Consider the following 20,385-nt stretch of genomic DNA (forward strand, 5'->3'; position numbering starts at 1 on the left):
TATTGCATGCACGCGCATCTAATGTCTAGGCATTAAATGCGTTTGCATACATTGCACGTGCATGATAAGGTCGCCGATATGGCCGCCACGAAGGTCAGCGTTGAGACCACCGCCGATGTCCGCGCCTGGCGCGAGCTGCTCGCCCGGCATGCCGACATCACCTGCGCGCTCGACCGCGCCCTGCAGACGCATCACGCGCTCGGCATGAGTGAGTACGAGGTGCTCGAGCGGCTCGCCGAGCTGCCGGATCACTCCGCCAAGATCGCCACCGTCGCCAAGTCGGTGCACCTGAGCCAGAGCGCGCTCTCCCGGGTGATCGCGCGCCTGGAGACCGACGGCCTGGTCACCCGCGACGTCTGCACGCAGGATCGCCGCGCGGTGATCGTCTGCCTCACCGCCGAGGGGCTGCGCCGGCAGGCCGAGGCCCAGCCGACACAGCGCGAAGTGCTCGCCGACCGGCTGCACGCGCCGCTGATCAAGAGCTGCGAGCCGATCGACTGATCATTCGCGAACGGCGCCCTCCAGCATGCCCGCGATGAAGTGCCGCTGCAGGAACGCGTAGACCAGCACGACCGGCGTCCCCACGATGACGGCCCCGGCCGCCAGCAGCGTGAACCCGGACGTGTACTGCCCGGAGAAGAACGCGAGCCCGAGCGGCGCCGTCCGCAACGACTCCGACGTCACCATCACCAGCGGGATCAGGAACTCGTTCCACGTCCACATGAAGACCAGCACGATCAGCGTCACCAGCGCGGGCCGCGCCGGCGGGACGAGGATCAGCCACAGCGTCCGCCAGTGCCCGGCGCCGTCCAGCCGCGCGGCCTCGACCAGCGAGCGTGACGAGGACCGGAAGTACGCCCGCAGCCAGAAGGTGCCGAAGGCAACGGACTGCGCGACCTGCGGTAACGCGACGGCGAGGAACGTGTCGGTCAGCCCGAGCGTGCGCAGATCGAAGTACAGCGGGACGACGATCGCCTCGGTCGGCATCATGATCCCGATCAGGAACAAGTAGAACAGGACGCCGGCGCCCCGGAACCGCATCGTCCCGAACGCGTAGCCGGACAGGATCGACAACAGCACGCTGACCACCACGACGGTGACCGACACCGCGACGCTCATCCGCAGATACGTCCCGAACTGCCCGATCTCCCAGGCCCGGCCGAAGTTCGCGAACCCGCTCGACCCGCCGCCCCCGTCGTCCGGCCCGAACGCCGCCGCGACGATCGTCACGATCGGCCCGAGCGCGAACAACCCGAACGCGATCAGCAGCACGTAGTTGCCGATCCGCTCCCCCGCCGACGCCCTCACGCCGTACTCCGATCCGCGAGCCGGTTGACGCCGAGCGTGATCGCGAAGATCAGCATCGTCAGGCAGACGCCGATCGCCGCCGCCGAGCCGACCTGCCCGAGCTCGAAGGCCCGGTGGTACACCTCGTACGACGGGACGCTCGTCGACGTCCCTGGACCGCCGCTCGTGGTCACGTAGACCAGATCGAACGTCCGCAGCGCCGCGATCACCGTCAGGGTCACCGCGACCGCGATCTCACCGCGGACCGCCGGCAGCACCACCGCGAAGAACTCCGCCACCGGCCCAGCCCCGTCGAGCCGCGCGGCTTCGTACCGCTCGGCCGGGATCCGCGCCATCCCGGCCAGCAGCAACACCGTCACCAGCCCGGTCTCGAACCACGTCCCGATCACGCCGACCGCGGGTAGCGCGAACGCATAGTCCCCGAGCCAGCCGCGGGCCAGCGAGTCGAGCCCGATCGCCCGCAGTACGTCGTTCAGCGGTCCGTCCGGAGCGTAGATGTGCCGCCAGGCCACGGCGACGACGACCATCGCGATCACCTGCGGCAGAAAGACGATCGTCCGGAAGAACCCCAGCCCGCGCACCCGAGCCCGCTGCAGCACAGTCGCCAGCACGAGCCCGATCAGCACCGGAAGCACCGCATAGAAGACGATCAGCACCAGCGCATGCCCGAACGCGGCCCGCAGACCCGCGTCCCGGACGACGTCCGCATAGTTGCTCAGGCCAACGAACTTGCCGAGCGTAATACCGTCCCATTCGAACAACGACAGGTGGACGGCGCGGCCCAGCGGATAGAGCAGGAACGCGCCGTACACCACCAGCGCGGGCAGGATGTAGAGGTATCCGATCCGGCGCGGCTCGCCGGGCGGGGAGCTCACTTGCCGGCGAACTTGCTGTAGTCGGCCTCCAGTTTGTCCAGGAACTGTTGCGGGGTGGCCTTCTTCGCGAGCAGATCCTGGAGCGCGGCGCCGATCGTGTCGTACATGGTCGGCGTCGCGTAGTCGAGATACGGGACGAGCAGCCCGGAGTCGACCGCCGTCCCGAAGCCCTTGAAGATGTCACCGGCGAGCCCGGCCGGCGCCTGCTGCGCGGCGATGTCGGCGATCGGCAGGTTCCCGGTGCTGGTCAGCGTCTTCATCGCGTCCGGGCTGGTGATGAAGTTGATGTACGCCGCGGCCGCGTCCGGGTTCTTCGACTTGTTGGTGATGCCGAACGGCAGCCCGGTGCCACCGGTCACGGACTTCGTCCCCGGCGGCAGCATGAAGCCGACCTTGTCGCCGAGCGCCTTCTGCAGATCGGCCTGCAGCCACGTGCCCGCGATCAGGAATGTGCCCTTGCCCTTGCCGAACTCCTGCCAGGCCGGGTCGTAGCCCTGCCCGTTGAACCCCTTGGGGAAGTACCCGTTGTCCGCCCAGGACACCAGCACCTCAGCGGCCTGCTGTTTCTCCGGCGTCGTCCAGGTCGCCCCCGGCCGGCCGAACGCCAGCTTGGTGATCTGATCCGGCAGCGCGTAGTTGTCCAGCACGGTGCCGAAGACGTGGATCGCGGGCCACTTGTCCAGGTTCCCGAACTGCAGCGGGACGTCGCCCGCCTGTTTCGCCTTGTCCAGCTCGGCTTCGAACTCGGCCCAGGACGCCGGCGGCTTCGCGACCTTCGTCTTGTTGTAGTAGATCCCGACGACCTCGCCGACCTGCGGCAGCCCGTAGAGGTTGCCCTCGCCGAAAGTCTTGCCATCGGCCGAGTACCGCGAGTACTGCAGGACCGAGTCGGGGTAACGCTCACCCCACTTGTACGCCGATGCCCACTTGTCCAGCGGCACCAGCTGACCGGCCTTCACGAACTCGCCCATGTCGGACCGGCCGTTGTTGGCCTGGACGACGTCCGGCGCGTCGTTCCCCGACAGCGCGAGCCGCAGCGTCGTCTTCAGATCGTCGAACGACCGGGAGACCCGCTTGATCTTGATATTCGGGTACTTCGCCTCGAAGGCCTTGATCTGCGCGGTCATCTGGGCCGCCTGACCGCCGCGGACCTCCTGGTCCCAGACGGTGAGCTCGACCTGGCCGAGCGCGGCCGCGTCGGTCCGCACGCTGCTCGGCGCGGACGCCGGCCCACTCGAGCTGCCCGATCCCGGCGTACAGGCGGTTGCGGTGAGGCTCAGCGCCAGCGCGGCGACGATCGTCTTCTTCACAGGGGACTCCCTCAGTTCAACGTGTAGCTGTAGCCGTTGCCGGTCAGTCCGGTCAGTACCCGCTCGCGGTGGTCTTCACCTCGGAGCTCCAGCTGGAGCGCGACCTCGACCTCGTCGAGGCTCAGCGACTCGGAGATCCGCTCGTGCAGGACCTCGATGATGTTGGCGTCCAGCTCGGCGAGCTGGGTGAGCAGCGTGGCCAGACCGCCGGGAGTGTCCGGGATGCGAACCCGCAGTGAGAGGTACCGGTTCGCGGCGGCCATACCGTGCCGGATCACCCGCATCAGCAGCAACGGGTCGATGTTGCCGCCGGACAGCACCACGACCACCGGCGGTTTGAAGGTCGTCGGCGCATCCAGGACGGCGGCCACCGCGGCCGCGCCGGCCGGTTCGACGACGAGTTTCGCGCGCTCCAGCACGAGCAGCAGGGCCTTCGACAACGAGTTCTCGTCGACCGTCCGGACGTCGCCGACGTACGCCTGGATCGCCTCGAACGGAACCTTCCCCGGCAGCCCGACCGCGATCCCGTCCGCCATCGTGGCCATCTTCGCGAGCTGGATCGGCTCCCCGGCCGCGAGCGAGGCCGGGTACGCCGCCGCCCCCGCGGCCTGGACGCCGACCACCTCGATCGGCATCCCGTCGCGCTGCATCGCGGACGCGATCCCGGCGACCAGACCGCCACCGCCCGTCGGTACGACGACCGTGCGTACCTGCGGGCATTGCTCGACGATCTCCAGGCCCGTGGTCGCCTGACCGGCCACGATGTCCGGGTGGTCGAAGGGATGGATCAGCACCGCGCCGGTCTCCGCCTCGAAGGCGAGCGCCGCGCGCAGGCAGTCGTCGATCGACGTCCCCTCGAACCGGATCTCCGCGCCGTACGCGCGGGTCGCCTTCTCCTTCGGGATCGGCGCGCCGTGCGGCATGAACACGGTCGCCTTGATCCCGAGCAACTGCGCGGCCAGCGCAACGCCTTGCGCGTGGTTGCCCGCGCTCGCCGCGACCACCCCGCGGGCCCGCTCGGCCTTCGACAGCCGGGCCATCCGCACGTAGGCGCCGCGCAGCTTGAAGGAGCCGGTGCGCTGCAGGTTCTCGCATTTCAGGAACACGTCGCCGCCGACCAGCTCACTCAGCCAGCGCGAGTACTCCAGCGGCGTCGGCGCGACCACGTCGTGCAGCAGGTCCGCGGCCCGGGCGATGTCCTTGGCATCGATCACAACCTCACACTACGAGGAAAAAGCTCATGCGTTCGGCATTCGTCCCCAACTACTCTGCATCGATGAAGATCACGGCGGTGCTGGCCGGGCCCGACAACAGCTTCAGTGTCCTGCCGTCGTGGGAAGTCGAAGGGGACGTCTGGTTCCCGGACGTCGAGCGCGTGTTCGCCGGCCGGGACGCCTACGTCCTCACGTGTTTACGCAACGAGCCGGACGAAATCACCTACCTCGTCACTGGTGAACTGCCGCCCGGCGAACCAGCGGATCCACCCGTGATCGACAGCGTCGTCCCCTGGGCCGAACCGGAGTGGTACGCCGAGGCGCTGCCCTGGATCGACAACCACCTGACCAGGACCGGGCGGCCGGTTCAGGTCCGGGTCTGGGGCCTGTCGAACGTGCTGCGCGTTCCAACCACCGACGGCGACGTCTACTTCAAAGCACACACCCACTCCAGCACGCTCCCACCGGCCGAGCTGCCGCTGCTGTTCGCGAACGAGCCGCGGCTCCTGACCTCGCTGACCGGCGACGTCCCCAGACCGCTGGCTGTCGACGAGAAGCGCGTCTGGATGCTGCTCCCCGACCTCGGCTCGCCACTAGCCGCTCAGACCGACATCGAAGTGTGGACCGAGGCGTTGCGGAGTCATGCGCAGCTGCAACGCAGTTTCGTGGGCCGAACGGATGAGCTGTTCGAGAGCAGCTGTGTGGACCGGCGGCTGAGCGTCCTGGAGTCCGCGCTGGACCGACTGCCGCTGGCGACCGAGTGGACCGAGGACCTCACTCCGCAGGAACGCGACCGGCTTCCCGAGCGTGCCGCGCAGCTGCGGGCTGCTATCAGCGAGCTGGCGGCGATCGGCGTACCGGAGACCCTCCTGCACGGCGATCTGCACCCACGGAACATCGCCGTCCGAGATGGTCAGGTGCTGGCGTTCGACTGGACGGATGCGGCCGTGTCACATCCCTTCCTCGACCTGGTGACGTTCACCGAGAAGCGCTCGCCGCTGTCGATGAACGAGCGCGTGCGTGATGCGTATCTGGCTGAATGGACGGAGTACGCGCCGATGGCCGACCTGCGGCGTGCCCTCGACCTGGCGACCCAGCTGGGCGCGCTGCACCAATGCGTGACTTCACTGCACCTGATGGCCAATGTGACCGGGCCGGACCGGGACTCCATGCAGCGAGGCGCCACCTGGTGGCTCAAGGCCGTCCTAGCGGTGTAGAACGGCGAGCTGGTTGCGCATGACTCGGCGTACAGGCGGGTCGAGGTGCTTGTCCCAGTCGGGACGGCGCTCGCCGCGGCGGAACGCGTAGTACGCAAGGGCTTCGGCGAGGGCGGTCTCGCGCAGGTAGCCGCGGGCGAGTGGCTGCTTGCCGCGGCCGCTCGGATGCGGACGCCGCTCGTATGCCGCGTTCGCCGTGAAGATGCCGAGCCCGTGGAAGACCGTGAGCAGATCGGTCAGCGGCTCGTGGTCAGGGCGGTGGGCGAAGGTGATACGGCCGCCGCCGAGCAGCAGCTCGTGGCCGACCTCGTGGGCGTAGATCGCGACCAGCGCGACCGGATCGGTCGCCAGCTCGGGCGCAAGGTGGATCTCGTTACCGGCCGAGCCGCGCACCCACCGGCCGTGCGACTCCAGCACTGTGCCCCTGGACGCCGCCCGCTGCGCACCGGCCAGGCCGAAGCCGAGCACACACTGCCCGGCCGCCAGCCCCATTCGCTCGGCAACCCGCGCACACAGCTCCTCAGCAGCCGGCAGTGAGCCGTCGTACCCAGCCGGGACGAACTGAGCCGGTACGACGATCGGACGCCGGAGCGCCTCCTGGCCGAACTCGCTGATCAGCCAGTCCATCGAGGCGCGAATCCAGCGTCGGCGTCCGCCTGGTAACCGCTGCGTCGGCGCCTTCAACCGAGCCCGCACCTGCTGCGCGCGCCGCAGCGCGCCGATCGGATTCCGCACCGGATGCATCATGCCGCCTCCGCGGCCGGCTCGCGCGCCCGCTCGGCGATCCTGGAAGCTGCCCATGCCCCTCAGACGTCGCTACGCACCGAAGTGTTCCCATCACGTGGCGGCGTCTTCTTGGCCAGTTCGCGCGCCCGCTCGGTGACCGTGAACCGCTGCTGCCAGTCGATCTCCGCATCCCAGCCTGGCTCGAACCGCTCGCCGATCAGGTGACGCCGGCGGGCCAGGTAGTTACTCATGGCCTCGGTCATGCCGCGCTCGCCGAGGTAGCCCAGGCGTCGGTGGCGCAGGCCCCCGGCCCGCTCCAGCGCCTGGTTGAGGGAGAAGATGCCGAACCCGTGGAACACCCCGAACAGGTCGACCAGGTGTTCGTTGTCCGGCCGGCTCCGCTTGACCAGGCCGCGGTTCAGCACCTCGTGCCCGAGCTCGTGCACCACCTGCGCGACCACGGCCGCCGGGTTCCCGAGCGTCCGAGCGTTCACCATGATCGCGGACGCGTCGTGCGCGCTGGTCCCGCCCTGCGGCAGCTGACGCAGGTCACGCCAACACGCGGCCACGGTCAGATCCAGATCGTCATCCCAGTAGGCCTGCGCCGCCCGCAGCGCCGCGTCCCGCTCCGCACCCTCGCGCGCGTGGATCTGTTCGCACAACTCGATCTCGCGGTATGCCTCGGCCAGCGACAGAATGTGCAGCTCGGGTTGGAACCCCGCCGCCTGGAGCGCCGCGAATTCGGCGTTCGAGACGTGCTCAGGCAGCCCGGTGATCGCGAGCAGCTCGCGTGCCCGCGTCATCCGCTCGGGATCGCCGGACTCGGCGTGCGACTGCCAGCTCTGCCGTACCAACCGGGCCGCATGCGAGCGCGCCGCCCTCCGCACCTCCACCATCCGGAAGCTGAACCGGATGTTGTCGGCAGGTACGCCAATCCGCTCGCAGACCCGCAAACACAACGCCCGCGCCGCCTCCTCCGACCCGTCCCACTCGGCCGGCAGAAACTCACTCGGGCGGACGACGTCCCGCCGCAACGGCTCGTCGCCGAACTGCCCGACGTACCACTCCAGCGACTCGTCGACCCAGGACTCCAACCCGCCGGGCAGCTCGATCAACGGGTCGAGCGCGGCGTGGTACGCCTTCTTGTACTTCCGAATCCACTCCCGAACGCTGCCCATGTCAGCTCAGACACCGCTAAGCGTCGAAGCGTTCCCACGACATGCCGCCAGCTCACGCGCCCGCTTGACGACTCGCTGCCGGGGCCCCCAGTCCATCTCCAGCTCCCACGGCGGGTTGAGCGGCTCGCCGACCAGGCGATGCCGCCGGGCCAGGTAGTTGGCCAACGCCGCGGTCATGCCGATCTCACCGAGGTAGCCGTTGCGCCGAGCTCGTGCACCACATGGGCCACCACGCTCGCCGGATTCTTGAGGCTGTTCTCGCTCAGCACGATCGCGGACGTCGTGTAGCCGGTGGGTTTGCCTCCGGGCCACCGGCGCAGATCGATCCAGATGGCTCCCGTCGACCGGACGAAGTCGGCATCCCACTCGGTGTGCGCCGCCCGGAGCGCCGCCGCGCGCTGCTCCCCCTCGGCCAACCGGATCTCCTGACAGCGGTAGAGCTCCCGGGCGGATTCGGTCCCCGACAAGACCGTCAGCTCCGGCTCGAAACCGTCCTTCTCGAGCACCTTGGTCTCGGCCACTGACATCAGCTCGGGCAGACCGGTGATCGCGAGTAGCGCCCGGGCGCGGGCCGCCCGCTCCGGATCCGCCGACTCGGCGTGCGGCTCGAGACCCCATCGCACCAGCCGGGCGGCGCGTGAGCGAGCCGCCGTGCGAAGCTCCTCCAGCCGAAAACTGAACCGGATGTCGTCCGCCGGCACACCGACCCGCTCGCACACCTGCACACACAGCTCGCGCGCAGCCTCTTCCGACCCGTCCCACCGGCTCGGCTGCAGATCACTAGGCCGAACCGCATCCCGCCGCAACGGCCCGTCACCGAACTGCTCGACATACCAATCCATCGACTCCCGCACCCAGCGCTCCAGCCCACCAGGCAACTCCTGCCATGGCTCCAGAGACCACGGCCGCCGCGACTTCTTGGCGCCCCGACGCCGCCCCCGCAGAAAGCTCATACCGCCTCGGACGTCGTCATCGGGTGCGGCGTTCCGTCATTTCAGCAGCAGTGCGCCGAGGCGGCGGGAGGCGATGTACATGCCGGTGGCGCCCATGGCTATCAAGTAGGCGGCGTTGAGGAGGAGGGACCAGCTGACGGTACCGGTGGTGAGGGCTCGCTCCAGGTGGACGCCTTGGTAGAGGGGGGTGATCTCGACCAGCCAGCGGATGCTGGTGGGGTAGGTCTCGATCGGGTAGAAGGTGGCCGAGAAGAGGAACATCGGGATGGTCGCGAGCTGGACGAACTCGAAGTCCTGCCAGCTGCGCATGAAGGTGGTCAGCGCCATGCCGGCGCCGGCGAAGGCGAAGCCGATCAGGACCGAGGCGGGGAGCGCGAGCAGCGCCCACCAGGATTCGATCAGGCCGAGCGCGAGCATCACCAGCACGAACATGGCCGAGTAGCAGGCGCCGCGCAGTAGCGCCCAGGTCACCTCGCCGGTGGCGATGTCCCACGGGCGCAGGGGTGTGGCGAGCATCGAGTCGTAGAGCTTGGCGTACTTCATCCGGAAGAAGATGTTGTACGTCGAGTCGAAGATCGCGCCGTTCATCGCGGAGCTCGCGAGCATCGCGGGGGCGACGAAGGCGGCGTACCCGATCTTGGTGCCGTCGGAGAGCGTGAAGTCGCCGACCAGCTGGGCGACGCCGATCCCGATCGAGAGCAGGTAGAAGACCGGCTCGGTGAAGCCGGACAGGAAGACGACCCAGGAGCGCCGGTAGAGCAGGAAGTTCCGCTCGATGATGTGCCGGCCGCCGAGCCGGATCGGGACCGGGACGACCCGGGCGGTCAACGTCGCCATCAGCCGATCAGCTTTCTCGTGAAGCCGCGGACGGCCAGCCACGTCCCGATCGCGAACCAGGCCAGCAGATACGCGAGGTTGAGCAGCACGAGCCACGGATGCAGCGTGCCGAGGCTGAGATCCCTCGACAGCTGGACGCCGTGCCACAGCGGGCTCAGGTAGGCCAGCCACTCGATCCAGTTCGGCAGTTGGGAGACCGGGAAGAACGCGCCGGAGAACAGGAACGCCGGGACGACGCCGAACCGGAACACCATCGCCAGGCCGGAGTCGTTCTGCAGGGTGCTGGCGAAGGCGACGACCGGCGCGGAGGCAGCCATCCCGACCAGGATCACGACGGGTAACGCGAGCAGGCCGAGCGGTGAGCGCAGGCCGCCGAACGCCGCGATCACGGCCAGGAAGACCACACAGGTGCTCGCGACGCGGAACGCGATGAACGCGAGCTGCCCGTAGACGACATCCGCCGGCCGCAGCGGCGTCGCAATCATCGAGTGGTAGAACTTCTGCCATTTCAGGCCGCTCAGCACCGGGTACGTCGACTCGCCGACCGCGATCTGCAACGCGGTGGCAGCCAGCAGACCGGGCGCGATGAACTGCAGATAGCTGACGCCGCCGAGCGCGCCCGTCCCGTTGCTGTCGACGAACGAGCCGAGGCCGATCCCCATCGCGGCCAGGTACAGCATCGGCAGCAGGAAGCTGCTGATCAGGCTGCCCTTCCACGTCCGTTTGTAGACCGTGAGCCAGTAGTCGAACTGGCGGCGGCCGTTCTCCAGAGCGACGGCCATCAGTCCACCAACGTTCGGCCGGTGAGCCGGAGGAACACGTCCTCCAGCGTCGAACGCCGGACCAGGACGGCGGCCGGCTGCAGCCCGCGCTCATGGACGGCGGCGACCGCGCGCTCACCGTCGTCGGTGTAGAGCAGGATCCGGTCGGGCAGCACCTCGATCCGCTGCGCGAGATCCTCGACCTTGCCGGCCAGCGCATCATGGTCGGAGAACATCACCTCCGGCCCGAAGCGCAGCTCGGTCACCTCCCGCGTCGAGTAGTCGCGGATCAGCTCGGCCGGTGAGCCCTCGGCCGCGATCAGGCCGCCGTCCATCACGACCAGCCGGTCGCAGAGCTGCTCGGCCTCGTCCATGTAGTGGGTGGTGATGATCAGCGTGACACCGGCTTGTTTGAGCCGGAAGAGTTTGTCCCACAACAGATGCCGGGCTTGCGGGTCGAGACCGGTGGTCGGCTCGTCGAGCAGCAGCAGGTCGGGTTTGCTGACCAGCGAGCGGGCGATCGTCAGCCGCCGCTTCATCCCGCCGGAGAGCTCGTCGACCTTGACCTTGGCCTTCTCGGTCAGCGCGACGAACTCGAGCAGCTCGTCGGCGCGCTCCTTGCACTCGGCGCGGCTGAGCCCGAAGTACCGGCCGTAGATGGTCAGGTTCTCCCGGACGCTCAGCTCGGTGTCGAGCGTGTCGTCCTGGGGGCAGACGCCGAGCCGGGCCCGGATCGCCGGGCCGTCGGCGGCCGGGTCGAGCCCGAGGATGCGCAGCGTGCCGCCGCTGGTCGGCGAGACGGCCCCGATCATCCGCATCGTCGACGACTTGCCGGCGCCGTTCGGCCCGAGGAAGCCGAAGGCCTCGCCGCGCCACACGTCCAGGTCGATACCGCGCACCGCCTCGAAGTCGCCGTACGACTTCCTCAGCTCGCGCGCATGGACCAAGGACTCCCGCTGCTCATCCACGCCACCGACCCTAGACCGGGCCGTCGACAGTTTTCTTGTCGATTCGGTACCCAAGCTTGCGAACCGCATAAGCCTGGACGGCGGCGGACAGCCAGGGCGGGAGTTCGGGGTCGACCGAGGCGATCATCGCGCGCTGCTCGGGGTTGTCGAGCAGGACGGCCCCGAGGTTGTAGTAGCCGGTCGCGTCGGCGGGCCACAGCTCCAGAACGCCCTGGTAGTGCAGCTCGGTCAGCTCGAGCGCCTCCGGCGAGTCCGGTACGACGCCGCGCGCCCGGGCGGCCGACATCCGCAGGAGGAGCCGGCGTCCCTCGTCCGCCATCCGCTCGTAGTCGTCCCGCGACCAGCCGTCGGTCGCGCGGACCGCCTCCTCGAACGCGGCGCCCACCTCGGGGCCGAACCGGTCGGTGAGGTCTGCCTCCAGCCGGTCGCGGGCCGCGGTCAGGCCGACGAAGAACTCCTCGTCGCCGATGGAGTCGTCGCCGGACAGGCCCTCGATGGTCCGGTCGACGACGCCGATCACGCCGTCCAGGCGGCGGCGTTCGCGCTCGAGTTGCTCGCGGTGACCGCGCAGGGCAGCCAGCTCGTCGGCGGGCTCGGCGAGGATCCGGGCGATCTCGGGGAGCGCGACGTCGAGCTCGCGGAGCAGCAGGATGCGCTGCAGGCGGAGGAGCTCGGGGCGGCCGTAGTAGCGGTAGCCGTTGGGGGCGACGTAGCCGGGCGGGAGCAGGCCGATCGCGTCGTAGTGCCGCAGCGTCCGGACGGACACTCCGGCGAGTTTCGCCACCTCGCTGACCGTGCGTTCCACGCTGCCGACTTTATCGGCTGGAGGGTGACGTTACGTCACCCCTTAGCGTCCGATTCATGGCAATCACCTTCCTGCGCACCCGGCTCATCGACCGCGGTCAGCTGCTCACCGACGACTGCCTCCGGGTGGCCGACGGCCGCATCGCCGCCATCGGCGGCCCCGAGATCGCCCGCCCCGGCGACCAGCTCTTCGACGGCGGCACGCTGCTCCCCGGCCTGATCGACGCCCACGTCCACCTGGTCCCCGGCGCGTCCCAGCTGTCCGCGACCTTCGGCGTCACCACTCTGATCGACCTGTTCAGCAAACCCGACCTGATCACCGCCGAGCGCGCCGCCGGCGCCGACTTCCGGACGTCGTCGATCGGCGCCACCGCCCCCGGCGGCCACCCGTCCCTGGCCTATGCTCCCTTCCCGTACGTCGAAGGGCCCGCGGACGCCGAGCAGTTCGTCGCCGACCGCATTGCCGAAGGCGCTGACCACCTGAAGCTCATCTACGACGACGGCTCCGGTCACGGTCTGCAGATGCCCTCACTCGACCTAGCCACCGTCGAGGCGCTGACCAACGCCGCCCACGCCCAGGGCTTGAAGGTGGTGGCGCACATCTCCACTGCCAGCGCGGCCGTGGCCGTGGCCGCCTGCGGGGTCGACGTCCTGGCCCATGCGCCCAACGACGAGCTATCTGCCGAGCAGGTGCAGGCGCTGGCCGACGCGGGCATCGCAGTCATCGCCACTCTCGACGTGATTGACGGCTTCGGCGTCCTTCCGCTGCGGGAGGAGGCCGAGCTGATCGCTCGCATGCCCGCGCGCTGGCGGCGCTTGCTGGACAGCCAGGCCCGTCGGTGGATGCCTCCGCAGGCACCTGACGGCGCTGCGGCGCTTGCCAACGTGTTGGCTCTGCACCAGGCCGGTGTGACCATTCTGGCCGGAACCGACGCTCCTAACCCCGGTCTGGTGTTCGGCGCGTCCCTCCACCGGGAGCTCCAGCACCTGGTGCACGCGGGGCTCACTCCGGCCGAGGCGCTGACTGCGGCTACCTCTGGGCCGGCTGAGGTGTTCGGGCTCGCCGACCGCGGCCGGATCGCCGTCGGCGCACGCGCGGACCTCCTATTGGTCGACGGTGACCCGCTGACCGACATCACGGCCACGCACCGCATCCGGCGTACCTGGCTGCAAGGCGTGGAGCCGACCGGGTACGCCGGCAGCGACATCGAGCTGGCCGGCCTCGCCTTCATCGGGGAGACGACCACGCGGATCGTGAATGCGATCAAGGAGATGTGGCCGAACTTCCCCGGGCCGGAGGACGTACTCCGCGAGGACGGCGAGCTGCTCGGGCACGTCATCCCGCTCACCGACGGCTGGGAGCCGATCACCACGTTCGGCGCCGCACTCGGCCCGGTCGGCGAGCACGACGACGCCGTGGCCACGGTCGAGCGCGACGGCCTCGCCAGCCTCGCCGAACCGTGGTGGGCGCGGACGGATGGCTGGGTGTGGGAGGAGGCGACGATCGTCGAGGCGCAGCCTGACCGGGTCCGGCTGCGCTGGAACGACCCGATGCGGGAGCAGCCGCCGTCCGGTCAGTGGTATCCGCTGACCGACGTCGACCTGTCGCGGACCAAGCCCTAGCCGCGCCCGGCGTACGGCATGCCGGCCGCCATCACCATCAGGTGCGGTACGGCGACCGACGTCGGCAGCTGGGCCACGTGGACGACGAAGTCGGCTACGACCCGCGGATCGAAGGTCGGCTCGACCGCGATCGACCCGTCCGGCTGGAGTGCACCCTGCTCCATCCGTTCGGTCATCGCGGTCGAGGCGTTCCCGATGTCGATCTGGCAAGCGGTGATGCCGTGCGGACGCCCGTCCAGCTCCAGCTGCTTGGTCAGGCCGGTCACGGCGTGCTTGCTGGCGGTGTAGGCGATGCTCTGCGGCCGTGGGACGTGCGCGGAGATCGAGCCGTTGTTGATGATCCGCCCACCCTTCGGCTCCTGCGTGAGCATCCGGCCGAACGCCGCCTGCGCGCACAGAAACGACCCGGTCAGGTTGGTGTCGATCACTCGGCGCCAGTCCGCCTCAGCGACGTCCGGCACGGCGGCCGCGGGTGCACCGGTCCCGGCGTTGTTGACCAGGACGTCGACCCGCGGCAGTCCGGCGAAGAACGCCCGTACGGCGTCTCCGTCCACGACATCGAGTACGGCGTACTCCAGGCCGCCGCTGCCCAGTGCGACTGTCTCCTGCAGTTTCGCCTCGGTCCGCCCAGTGATGTGGACGTGAAAGCCGGCCGCCTCTAGCGCCAGCGCCATCTCTCGACCGAGCCCCGAACCGCCGCCAGTAACCACCGCCACCTGTGTCATGCCCGCAAGGTACGCCGCCACCACCAGCCCGCGACAACCGCCACTGCGGTCACGGCCACCAGCTCCAACCAGACTGCGTCGCCCAGCGGCGGCACCAGCTCCGACGTCAGGTTCCAAGCCGCATGCATGAGGATGGCCGCCGGCACCCCGCCCCGCAGCCGTTCGGTGACGAACAGCATCAGAAACGTCAGCGGGAACAGCTCCAGCAGGAACACCAGACCCTGCTGGGTGAACAGTCCATCCTCGTGCTGCCCGGTGCCGGCCAGGAAGTACAGCGGCAGATGCCACAGCCACCACGCCGTACCGAGGACGGCGGTTGTCGCGAGCGGACCGTAGTACTGACGCAGCCGCGGCTGCACGTAGCCCCGCCATCCGAACTCCTCAGCCACCGGACCAGCCAGGAACGTGTAGACCGCCGCGCCGAGGACCCCTCCGGCCCCAGCGATGACGGAACTCGCATGCCCCGGCAGCTCGGCCAGATTGCCGATCAGCGCGGTTGCGAGCAGTTGCGCCGCCGCACCGAGTACGACGGCCGCGACGAACCAGACCGGCGTCCAGCTGACACCCTGACGACGCTCGCGGTGCCAGAACCACATCACTAGCGCGGCCAGCGACGGCCCGGAGGCAGCGAGCCCGAACACCAGCTGACCGGCCCCCTCGTCGACAGGCACCCCGAGGAGCTGCATCAGCAGCCACGGGCCCCAGCTCAGCGCCACGCAGATCACGCCGAACTCCGCCAACCGGCGTCTCGTCACCGTCTTGCTCGCCACCGCGCTCGTCGTCACCCGCTCAGCCTGCTCGCCACGCTCGGTAGCGACCAGGGCGCTGAACCACCCCCGACAGTGGTCCTAGACCTACCTTCGCCACTCTTTGTGGTCGCTAGTTCACTATCAGCAAATGAGTGGCCACTCAGTCGTTGGTAACGGAAACTATTTGCGTGCGTAAGACAACTATGTATATGCTTGCAGCATGCAAGTAAATGACGCGTACACCCCGCAGACCCCGATCGAGGGCGTCATGCACGCGTTCACCCGGGTCGGCCGCCGGCTGAAGGCCAAGCAGCCCGGCGACACGATGGACCACAGCGCCCACATCGCGCTGTTCGTCCTGCGCTGCAGCGGTGCGCTGCGCCTGTCCGAGCTGGCCGCCCGGATGGAGCTGGACGCGTCGACCACGAGCCGCCAGGTGCGGGCGCTGGAGCGGCTGGGCATGGTCCGCCGCTCCCCCGACCCCGATGACGGCCGGGCCTTTCGGGTCGAGCTGACCGAGCAGGGCATCGCCCAGTGGGAGGCGAACGCCCAGCGCCGGGTCGAGCTCCTCACCGCCGCCCTGGACGGCTGGTCCGAAGCGGATATCGAGACTTTCGAGCGGTTGATGACGCGGTTCGCCGACGCCGTCACCGCCAGCACCGAGGCCCCGCCGCATGCGGCCTGGGCCGATAAGGGCTGGGCCGCCATGCAGGCGGCCCGCCGATCCCAAGACTCCGCGCCCGACGCCCGCAGTACGAGCGCCGCCCGCGAGCACATCGAGCAGAAGCTGGAGAGCACCACATGAGCACCACCGAGCCCGCCACCGCAGGCGGCGCCGCCCCAGAGACGCAATACCTGTCCCACAAGCAGATCCTCGTCGTTCTCGGCGGCCTGATGGCCGGCATGTTCCTGGCCGCACTCGACCAGAGCATCGTCGGCACGGCGCTGCCGCAGATCGTCAGCGAGTTCAACAGCCTCGACAAGCTGTCCTGGGTGGTCACGGCGTACCTGCTGACCTCGACCGCCTCGACGCCGCTGTGGGGCAAGATCTCCGACCTCTACGGCCGTCGTCCGCTGTTCATCGCGGCGATCGTCACCTTCCTGGCCGGCTCCGTGCTGGCCGCGCTGTCGCAGAACATCGAGATGCTGATCGGCTTCCGGGCCGTCCAGGGCCTCGGCGCCGGCGGTCTGATGTCGCTGGCCTTCGCCACCATCGGCGATGTGATCCCGCCGCGCGAGCGCGGTAAGTACATGGGGTACTTCGGCGCCGTGTTCGGTCTGTCGTCGGTCGCCGGCCCGCTGCTCGGCGGTCTGCTCACCGACGGTCCCGGCTGGCGCTGGATCTTCTGGATCAACCTGCCGATCGGCCTGGTCGCGCTCGGCGTCGTCGCCGCCGTCCTGCGGCTGCCGCACGTGAAGCGCTCGCACAAGATCGACTACATCGGCGCATCCGTCGTCACCGCCGCCGTCACCGCGCTGCTGCTCGCCATCTCCTGGAGCGGCCCGGAGAACGGCTGGGGCAACGCCACCACGCTCGCGCTGCTGATCGGCTCCGTCGTCCTGGCCGTCGCCTTCGTCCTGGTCGAGCTGCGGGTCGCCGAGCCGATCATCCCGATGGACCTGTTCAAGGGCCGGATCTTCTCCGGGTACGCCGGGTTCGCGTTCCTGCTCGGCGTCGCGATGTTCGGCGCGCTGATCTTCCTGCCGCTCTACCTGCAGGCCGTCAAGGACATGTCCCCGACCCGCTCGGGCCTGGCGATGCTGCCGATGATCGTCGGTATCTTCTCCGCCTCGATCCCGAGCGGCCAGCTGATGAGCAAGACCGGCCGCTACAAGATCTACCCGATCATCTCCGCGGTCCTGGTCAGCGTCGCGATGCTCCTGCTGTCCACGCTGAGCATGTCCACGCCGTACTGGCACCTGGGCGTCTACATGTTCATCATGGGCGCCGGCCTCGGCCTCTCGATGCAGATCACCGTCACCGCCGCGCAGAACAGCGTCCCCCGCCAGCACATGGGCACGGCGACCTCGACGATGACCTTCTTCCGCTCGATGGGCGGCGCGATCGGCACCGCGGTCTTCGGCGCCGTCCTCACCAGCCGCCTGCACGACCACCTGGCCGACCTCGTCCCGAACGCCACCCCCGGCCTCCTCGACAAACTCACCCAGGCCGCCAACAGCGTCCCGATGCTGCACGCCCTCCAAGAGCCGATGAAGGGCTGGGCCCTGCACGGCCTGGTCGACGCCATGGGCGACGTCTTCCTCGTCTCCCTCCCCTTCCTCGCCATCGCCCTGGTCCTGGCCATCATCACCCCCGAACAACGCCTGGCCGGCCGCTCCGACACCAAGCCCGACGACGAAGCCTCCCTGGAAGCCTCCGCCGCCGCAGCCATCCACTGAACCCACCGAACCCGGCGACCGGCCCCGAACCTGCGGCGGCCGGTCGCCGCAGGTTCGGCACACTGTTCCGATGAACCCGCTGCAGACCCGGATGACGTACGTCGGCCTGCGCGCCATCGCGCCCGCGGGCTTCGTCCTGGCCGGTGGCTACGCGCTCCGCGCCCACGGCTTCGGGGACCGCGACTCCGACGACATCGACCTCTTCACCGACGTCCTCGATCCAGCCCCGTTCGCGACCGCGGTCAGCGACCTGGTCGCCGCCTGTCCGGCCGATGGTCTGCGCGCGGACGTCGTCCGGCAGGCGCCGACCTTCGCCCGGCTCCTGGTGACCGCACCCGATGGGGCGACCGGCAAAGCCGACCTCGGCGTCGACCACCGCGGTTTCCCACCGGTCGAGACCGGCCTGGGCCCGGTCCTCGCCGAACGCGACGCCGTCGGCAGCAAAGCCGGCGCCCTGTACTCGCGTCTGGAGCCCCGCGATCTGCTCGACCTCCAAGCCATCCGGGCCGGCGGCCGCTACCCCCGCGAGACCCTCCTCGAACTAGCTGACGCCCGCGAGTCCACTCCCCTCGACCGCCCGACGTTCGCCGGCCAACTGGCAGCCCTCAGCCGCCTGCCCGACACCGGTTTCGAGCGGTACGGCGCCGGGCCGGAGCTGATCGCCGTCGCCCGGGAGACCGCACGATCCTGGGCCGCGGACCGGCGTCCTCGAGCTGCCCAAACACCTCGACTGGGGCCCGGACCGTCGCTACGACCTGGACCAGCCGGACGACGCGACCACGCTCTACTCCAAGGTGCTCAGCGAAGCTTCGACCGAAGCCGACCTGAGCCAGTGGATCGACCGTGACCTCCTGATCGCCCTGTGGCCGACCCTCCGACTCCCCCGCCGCTGCGCCGAGCTCTGGACCCAAGCCTTCCCCCAGCTCGGCGCCAAGGGATGAACCCGAACCACCAGGAGCCGACCCGGATCGCGCTGTCTGCGCTCCGCGACCGCGGCTTCGCCCTGGCCGTTGGCAACGCGCTGACAGCGCACGGGATCGGCGCTCGGCCCTCGGACGACGTCGACCTGTTCACCAACCCGGATGAACGAGGACTTCGGCGCCGCCGCGGAGCAGCTGCGAACGGCGTTGCAGGAGCAGGGCTACGACACGCGGATCACCCGTCAGCACCCGACCCATGTGCGCCTGGAGATCGGCTGGCCGATGCGCGGGAGGCCGCCCCGATGGATCGGCCCACGTTCGTCGAATTGCTGGATTCGGCCCGGCAGATCCCGGATCGCGAGTACGCGAAGTACGGCCTCGGCCCCGAGGAGACGGCAGGCTTGAAGGATCGAATGACCGGCTGGGCCGACGAACTGCGCACCCGGGCGGAGAATCCGGACATCGACAAGTCCATGGGCCTGGTCCAGGGCGGCCAAGCACTACCCAACCAGGAGCGGTTCGGCGCGGCCGGCGGCGGGAGCCACCGGCAGTCGCCGTACCAGGCCCGGACAAGGGCGAGCGCGGAAGCTGAGCGGCGCTAAGGCGTGGGCTCCGGCTCGGTGGGCTGGGGTTTTCGTCTGGGGAGGGGGCGGCGGGGTGGTTCGGGGTCTACGTCGTTGCCGGCCAGGTGGTTGACGATGGTGTTGAGGACGGCGGCGGTGGGGACGGCGACCAGGGCGCCGACGATGCCGGCGACGACGACGCCGGTGGCGATGGCGAGGATGACGGCCAGCGGGTGGACGCTGACGGCGCGGCCGAGGAGGAAGGGCTGGAGGACGTGGGCCTCCAGCTGCTGAACGCCGATGACGACGGCGAGCATGATGATCGCGACGATCGGGCCCTTGGCGACGAGGGCGACCAGGACGGCGACGATACCGCTGACCAGGGCGCCGACGACCGGGATGAAGGCGCCGACGAAGACCAGGATGCCGATCGCGCTGACCAGGGGCAGGCCGAGGATGGCGGCGCCGAGGGAGATGCCGACGGCGTCGACGGCGGCCACGATGATCGTGGCGCGGACGAAGGCGGTCAGCGAGACCCAGGCCTTGCGGCCGGAGGAATCGGCCTTCTCGCGCGCCTGCCGCGGGAAGAGCCGGACCAGCCAGGCCCAGATCTGATCGCCCTGGTAGAGGAAGAAGAACAGGCAGAACAGCGCGATGAACAGGCCGGCGAAGACGTGGGTCGCGGTCGTGCCGACCTCGGCGGCCCGCTGGCCGAGCGCGCCCCCGGAGGTGATCGTGTCCTGGATCTGTTTGAAGAGATTGGTGATGTCGGTGTCGGTCAGGCCGAAGTTCAGCCGGGCCATCTCACGCAGTTGCTGGACACCTTCACCGACCTGGGTCGACAAGCTCTCGAACTGGCCGGCGATCTGCGTGCCGACGAGTGTGAGCAGGCCCGCCACGAGCACGAGCGTCGCGATCACCGTGATCCCGGCCGCCGGCCCGCGCGGCACGCGCAGCTTCTGCAAGCCGTTGGTGACCGGCACCAGCAGCGCCGTGAGCAGCACGCCGACGGTCACCGGGACGACGACCTCGGACAGATATCGCATGCCGTACGCGATCGCCAGCACGGCGGCCACGATCACCAGGAACCGCCACGACCACGCGCTCGCGATCTGCATCCCCGGCGTCACCCCGGTGTCGACGCGCCCCCGGCTCGACGTCACGAGCAAGTGGTCGTCCGGCGGCACCGAATCGGCCGTCTCCTCGACCACGTCGTTGTCCGCGACCGGACTCTTGTCGTCGCTCATCCAACCT

General features: G+C 69.4%; 22 protein-coding genes. 7 read left to right on the forward strand and 15 right to left on the reverse strand.

What is annotated here, in order from left to right; translation table 11 throughout:
* The first annotated feature begins 78 nt into the window (after positions 1 to 78).
* A complete protein-coding gene (locus HPO96_RS28235; RefSeq protein WP_171677398.1) occupies positions 79 to 501 on the forward strand; it encodes a MarR family winged helix-turn-helix transcriptional regulator in 423 nt (140 codons plus the stop codon).
* On the opposite strand, the gene HPO96_RS28240 is transcribed toward HPO96_RS28235, so the two are convergent.
* The 4 genes from HPO96_RS28240 to ilvA are packed head-to-tail and all read right to left on the reverse strand — an operon-like array spanning position 502 to position 4,707.
* Positions 502 to 1,308: an ABC transporter permease subunit gene (locus HPO96_RS28240; protein ID WP_171677399.1), complete on the reverse strand. Its 807-nt coding sequence runs from the start codon at positions 1,306 to 1,308 to the stop codon at positions 502 to 504.
* Positions 1,305 to 2,183 (reverse strand): ABC transporter permease subunit, encoded by an 879-nt coding sequence (locus HPO96_RS28245; protein WP_171677400.1) that lies wholly within the window; start codon positions 2,181 to 2,183, stop codon positions 1,305 to 1,307. The genes HPO96_RS28240 and HPO96_RS28245 overlap by 4 nt, the downstream gene beginning before the upstream one ends.
* Complete coding sequence (locus tag HPO96_RS28250; protein WP_171677401.1) at positions 2,180 to 3,493, reverse strand: extracellular solute-binding protein; 1,314 nt, start codon at positions 3,491 to 3,493, stop codon at positions 2,180 to 2,182. Before HPO96_RS28250 ends, HPO96_RS28245 begins: the two co-directional genes overlap by 4 nt.
* An 11-nt stretch (positions 3,494 to 3,504) precedes the next feature.
* Complete coding sequence (ilvA, locus tag HPO96_RS28255) at positions 3,505 to 4,707, reverse strand: threonine ammonia-lyase (protein WP_171677402.1); 1,203 nt, start codon at positions 4,705 to 4,707, stop codon at positions 3,505 to 3,507.
* A 62-nt stretch (positions 4,708 to 4,769) separates the two neighbouring features.
* Between ilvA and HPO96_RS28260 the strand changes: the two genes are divergently transcribed.
* On the forward strand, positions 4,770 to 5,924 hold the full coding sequence (locus tag HPO96_RS28260; protein ID WP_171677403.1) for an aminoglycoside phosphotransferase family protein: 1,155 nt from the start codon (positions 4,770 to 4,772) through the stop codon (positions 5,922 to 5,924).
* Here HPO96_RS28260 and HPO96_RS28265 read toward each other — a convergent pair.
* Genes HPO96_RS28265 through HPO96_RS39745 form a run of 8 tightly spaced genes read right to left on the reverse strand, consistent with a single transcriptional unit; the run spans position 5,913 to position 12,152 of the window.
* Positions 5,913 to 6,671, reverse strand: a complete 759-nt coding sequence (locus tag HPO96_RS28265; protein WP_171677404.1) for a hypothetical protein — start codon at positions 6,669 to 6,671, stop codon at positions 5,913 to 5,915. The genes HPO96_RS28260 and HPO96_RS28265 overlap by 12 nt on opposite strands.
* Positions 6,672 to 6,730: 59 nt before the next feature.
* The gene (locus HPO96_RS28270; protein ID WP_171677405.1) at positions 6,731 to 7,828 is read right to left on the reverse strand and encodes a hypothetical protein; all 1,098 of its coding nucleotides are present in this window, start codon (positions 7,826 to 7,828) and stop codon (positions 6,731 to 6,733) included.
* A 6-nt stretch (positions 7,829 to 7,834) separates the two neighbouring features.
* The gene (locus HPO96_RS28275; RefSeq protein ID WP_171677406.1) at positions 7,835 to 8,005 is read right to left on the reverse strand and encodes a hypothetical protein; all 171 of its coding nucleotides are present in this window, start codon (positions 8,003 to 8,005) and stop codon (positions 7,835 to 7,837) included.
* Complete coding sequence (locus tag HPO96_RS28280) at positions 8,002 to 8,781, reverse strand: hypothetical protein (RefSeq protein ID WP_171677407.1); 780 nt, start codon at positions 8,779 to 8,781, stop codon at positions 8,002 to 8,004. Before HPO96_RS28280 ends, HPO96_RS28275 begins: the two co-directional genes overlap by 4 nt.
* Before the next feature lie 36 nt (positions 8,782 to 8,817).
* A complete protein-coding gene (locus HPO96_RS28285) occupies positions 8,818 to 9,618 on the reverse strand; it encodes an ABC transporter permease (protein WP_171677408.1) in 801 nt (266 codons plus the stop codon).
* Positions 9,618 to 10,400: an ABC transporter permease gene (locus HPO96_RS28290; protein ID WP_171677409.1), complete on the reverse strand. Its 783-nt coding sequence runs from the start codon at positions 10,398 to 10,400 to the stop codon at positions 9,618 to 9,620. Before HPO96_RS28290 ends, HPO96_RS28285 begins: the two co-directional genes overlap by 1 nt.
* Complete coding sequence (locus HPO96_RS28295; RefSeq protein WP_171677410.1) at positions 10,400 to 11,347, reverse strand: ATP-binding cassette domain-containing protein; 948 nt, start codon at positions 11,345 to 11,347, stop codon at positions 10,400 to 10,402. The genes HPO96_RS28290 and HPO96_RS28295 overlap by 1 nt, the downstream gene beginning before the upstream one ends.
* 10 nt (positions 11,348 to 11,357) lie before the next feature.
* Positions 11,358 to 12,152 carry a MerR family transcriptional regulator gene (locus tag HPO96_RS39745; protein ID WP_171677411.1) on the reverse strand — a complete coding sequence of 265 codons (795 nt, stop codon included), beginning with the start codon at positions 12,150 to 12,152 and terminating at the stop codon, positions 11,358 to 11,360.
* Positions 12,153 to 12,208: 56 nt separating this feature from the next.
* Between HPO96_RS39745 and HPO96_RS28305 the strand changes: the two genes are divergently transcribed.
* The gene (locus HPO96_RS28305; protein WP_171677412.1) at positions 12,209 to 13,774 is read left to right on the forward strand and encodes an amidohydrolase family protein; all 1,566 of its coding nucleotides are present in this window, start codon (positions 12,209 to 12,211) and stop codon (positions 13,772 to 13,774) included.
* Here the strand turns inward: HPO96_RS28305 and HPO96_RS28310 are convergent.
* Both HPO96_RS28310 and HPO96_RS28315 read right to left on the reverse strand, forming a co-directional pair.
* Complete coding sequence (locus HPO96_RS28310; RefSeq protein WP_171677413.1) at positions 13,771 to 14,499, reverse strand: SDR family oxidoreductase; 729 nt, start codon at positions 14,497 to 14,499, stop codon at positions 13,771 to 13,773. The genes HPO96_RS28305 and HPO96_RS28310 overlap by 4 nt on opposite strands.
* Positions 14,496 to 15,284 carry a CPBP family glutamic-type intramembrane protease gene (locus tag HPO96_RS28315; RefSeq protein WP_171677414.1) on the reverse strand — a complete coding sequence of 263 codons (789 nt, stop codon included), beginning with the start codon at positions 15,282 to 15,284 and terminating at the stop codon, positions 14,496 to 14,498. Before HPO96_RS28315 ends, HPO96_RS28310 begins: the two co-directional genes overlap by 4 nt.
* Positions 15,285 to 15,468: 184 nt before the next feature.
* Between HPO96_RS28315 and HPO96_RS28320 the strand changes: the two genes are divergently transcribed.
* From HPO96_RS28320 to HPO96_RS28335, 4 genes are all read left to right on the forward strand, one after another.
* Positions 15,469 to 16,053: a MarR family winged helix-turn-helix transcriptional regulator gene (locus HPO96_RS28320; RefSeq protein WP_171677415.1), complete on the forward strand. Its 585-nt coding sequence runs from the start codon at positions 15,469 to 15,471 to the stop codon at positions 16,051 to 16,053.
* Positions 16,050 to 17,648 (forward strand): MDR family MFS transporter, encoded by a 1,599-nt coding sequence (locus tag HPO96_RS28325; protein ID WP_171677416.1) that lies wholly within the window; start codon positions 16,050 to 16,052, stop codon positions 17,646 to 17,648. Before HPO96_RS28320 ends, HPO96_RS28325 begins: the two co-directional genes overlap by 4 nt.
* A 70-nt stretch (positions 17,649 to 17,718) precedes the next feature.
* On the forward strand, positions 17,719 to 18,495 hold the full coding sequence (locus HPO96_RS28330; protein ID WP_171677417.1) for a nucleotidyl transferase AbiEii/AbiGii toxin family protein: 777 nt from the start codon (positions 17,719 to 17,721) through the stop codon (positions 18,493 to 18,495).
* A 90-nt stretch (positions 18,496 to 18,585) separates the two neighbouring features.
* Positions 18,586 to 19,170, forward strand: a complete 585-nt coding sequence (locus tag HPO96_RS28335) for a hypothetical protein (RefSeq protein ID WP_171677418.1) — start codon at positions 18,586 to 18,588, stop codon at positions 19,168 to 19,170.
* Here the strand turns inward: HPO96_RS28335 and HPO96_RS28340 are convergent.
* The gene (locus tag HPO96_RS28340; RefSeq protein ID WP_238355621.1) at positions 19,167 to 20,378 is read right to left on the reverse strand and encodes an AI-2E family transporter; all 1,212 of its coding nucleotides are present in this window, start codon (positions 20,376 to 20,378) and stop codon (positions 19,167 to 19,169) included. The genes HPO96_RS28335 and HPO96_RS28340 overlap by 4 nt on opposite strands.
* Between the last annotated feature and the right edge of the window lie 7 nt (positions 20,379 to 20,385).

This window comes from Kribbella sandramycini (assembly GCF_013131805.1).
Lineage (GTDB): Bacteria > Actinomycetota > Actinomycetes > Propionibacteriales > Kribbellaceae > Kribbella > Kribbella sandramycini.

What these genes read in the sequence shown, in the direction of transcription:
- HPO96_RS28235 (WP_171677398.1), top strand. Translation starts at nt 79, where the DNA reads ATGGCCGCCACGAAGGTCAGCGTTGAGACCACCGCCGATGTCCGCGCC.
- HPO96_RS28260 (WP_171677403.1), top strand. Translation starts at nt 4,770, where the DNA reads ATGAAGATCACGGCGGTGCTGGCCGGGCCCGACAACAGCTTCAGTGTC.
- HPO96_RS28265 (WP_171677404.1), bottom strand. Translation starts at nt 6,671, where the DNA reads ATGATGCATCCGGTGCGGAATCCGATCGGCGCGCTGCGGCGCGCGCAG.
- HPO96_RS28270 (WP_171677405.1), bottom strand. Translation starts at nt 7,828, where the DNA reads ATGGGCAGCGTTCGGGAGTGGATTCGGAAGTACAAGAAGGCGTACCAC.
- HPO96_RS28275 (WP_171677406.1), bottom strand. Translation starts at nt 8,005, where the DNA reads ATGACCGCGGCGTTGGCCAACTACCTGGCCCGGCGGCATCGCCTGGTC.
- HPO96_RS28280 (WP_171677407.1), bottom strand. Translation starts at nt 8,781, where the DNA reads ATGAGCTTTCTGCGGGGGCGGCGTCGGGGCGCCAAGAAGTCGCGGCGG.
- HPO96_RS28285 (WP_171677408.1), bottom strand. Translation starts at nt 9,618, where the DNA reads ATGGCGACGTTGACCGCCCGGGTCGTCCCGGTCCCGATCCGGCTCGGC.
- HPO96_RS28290 (WP_171677409.1), bottom strand. Translation starts at nt 10,400, where the DNA reads ATGGCCGTCGCTCTGGAGAACGGCCGCCGCCAGTTCGACTACTGGCTC.
- HPO96_RS28305 (WP_171677412.1), top strand. Translation starts at nt 12,209, where the DNA reads ATGGCAATCACCTTCCTGCGCACCCGGCTCATCGACCGCGGTCAGCTG.
- HPO96_RS28310 (WP_171677413.1), bottom strand. Translation starts at nt 14,499, where the DNA reads ATGACACAGGTGGCGGTGGTTACTGGCGGCGGTTCGGGGCTCGGTCGA.
- HPO96_RS28320 (WP_171677415.1), top strand. Translation starts at nt 15,469, where the DNA reads ATGCAAGTAAATGACGCGTACACCCCGCAGACCCCGATCGAGGGCGTC.
- HPO96_RS28325 (WP_171677416.1), top strand. Translation starts at nt 16,050, where the DNA reads ATGAGCACCACCGAGCCCGCCACCGCAGGCGGCGCCGCCCCAGAGACG.
- HPO96_RS28330 (WP_171677417.1), top strand. Translation starts at nt 17,719, where the DNA reads ATGAACCCGCTGCAGACCCGGATGACGTACGTCGGCCTGCGCGCCATC.
- HPO96_RS28335 (WP_171677418.1), top strand. Translation starts at nt 18,586, where the DNA reads ATGAACCCGAACCACCAGGAGCCGACCCGGATCGCGCTGTCTGCGCTC.
- HPO96_RS28340 (WP_238355621.1), bottom strand. Translation starts at nt 20,378, where the DNA reads ATGAGCGACGACAAGAGTCCGGTCGCGGACAACGACGTGGTCGAGGAG.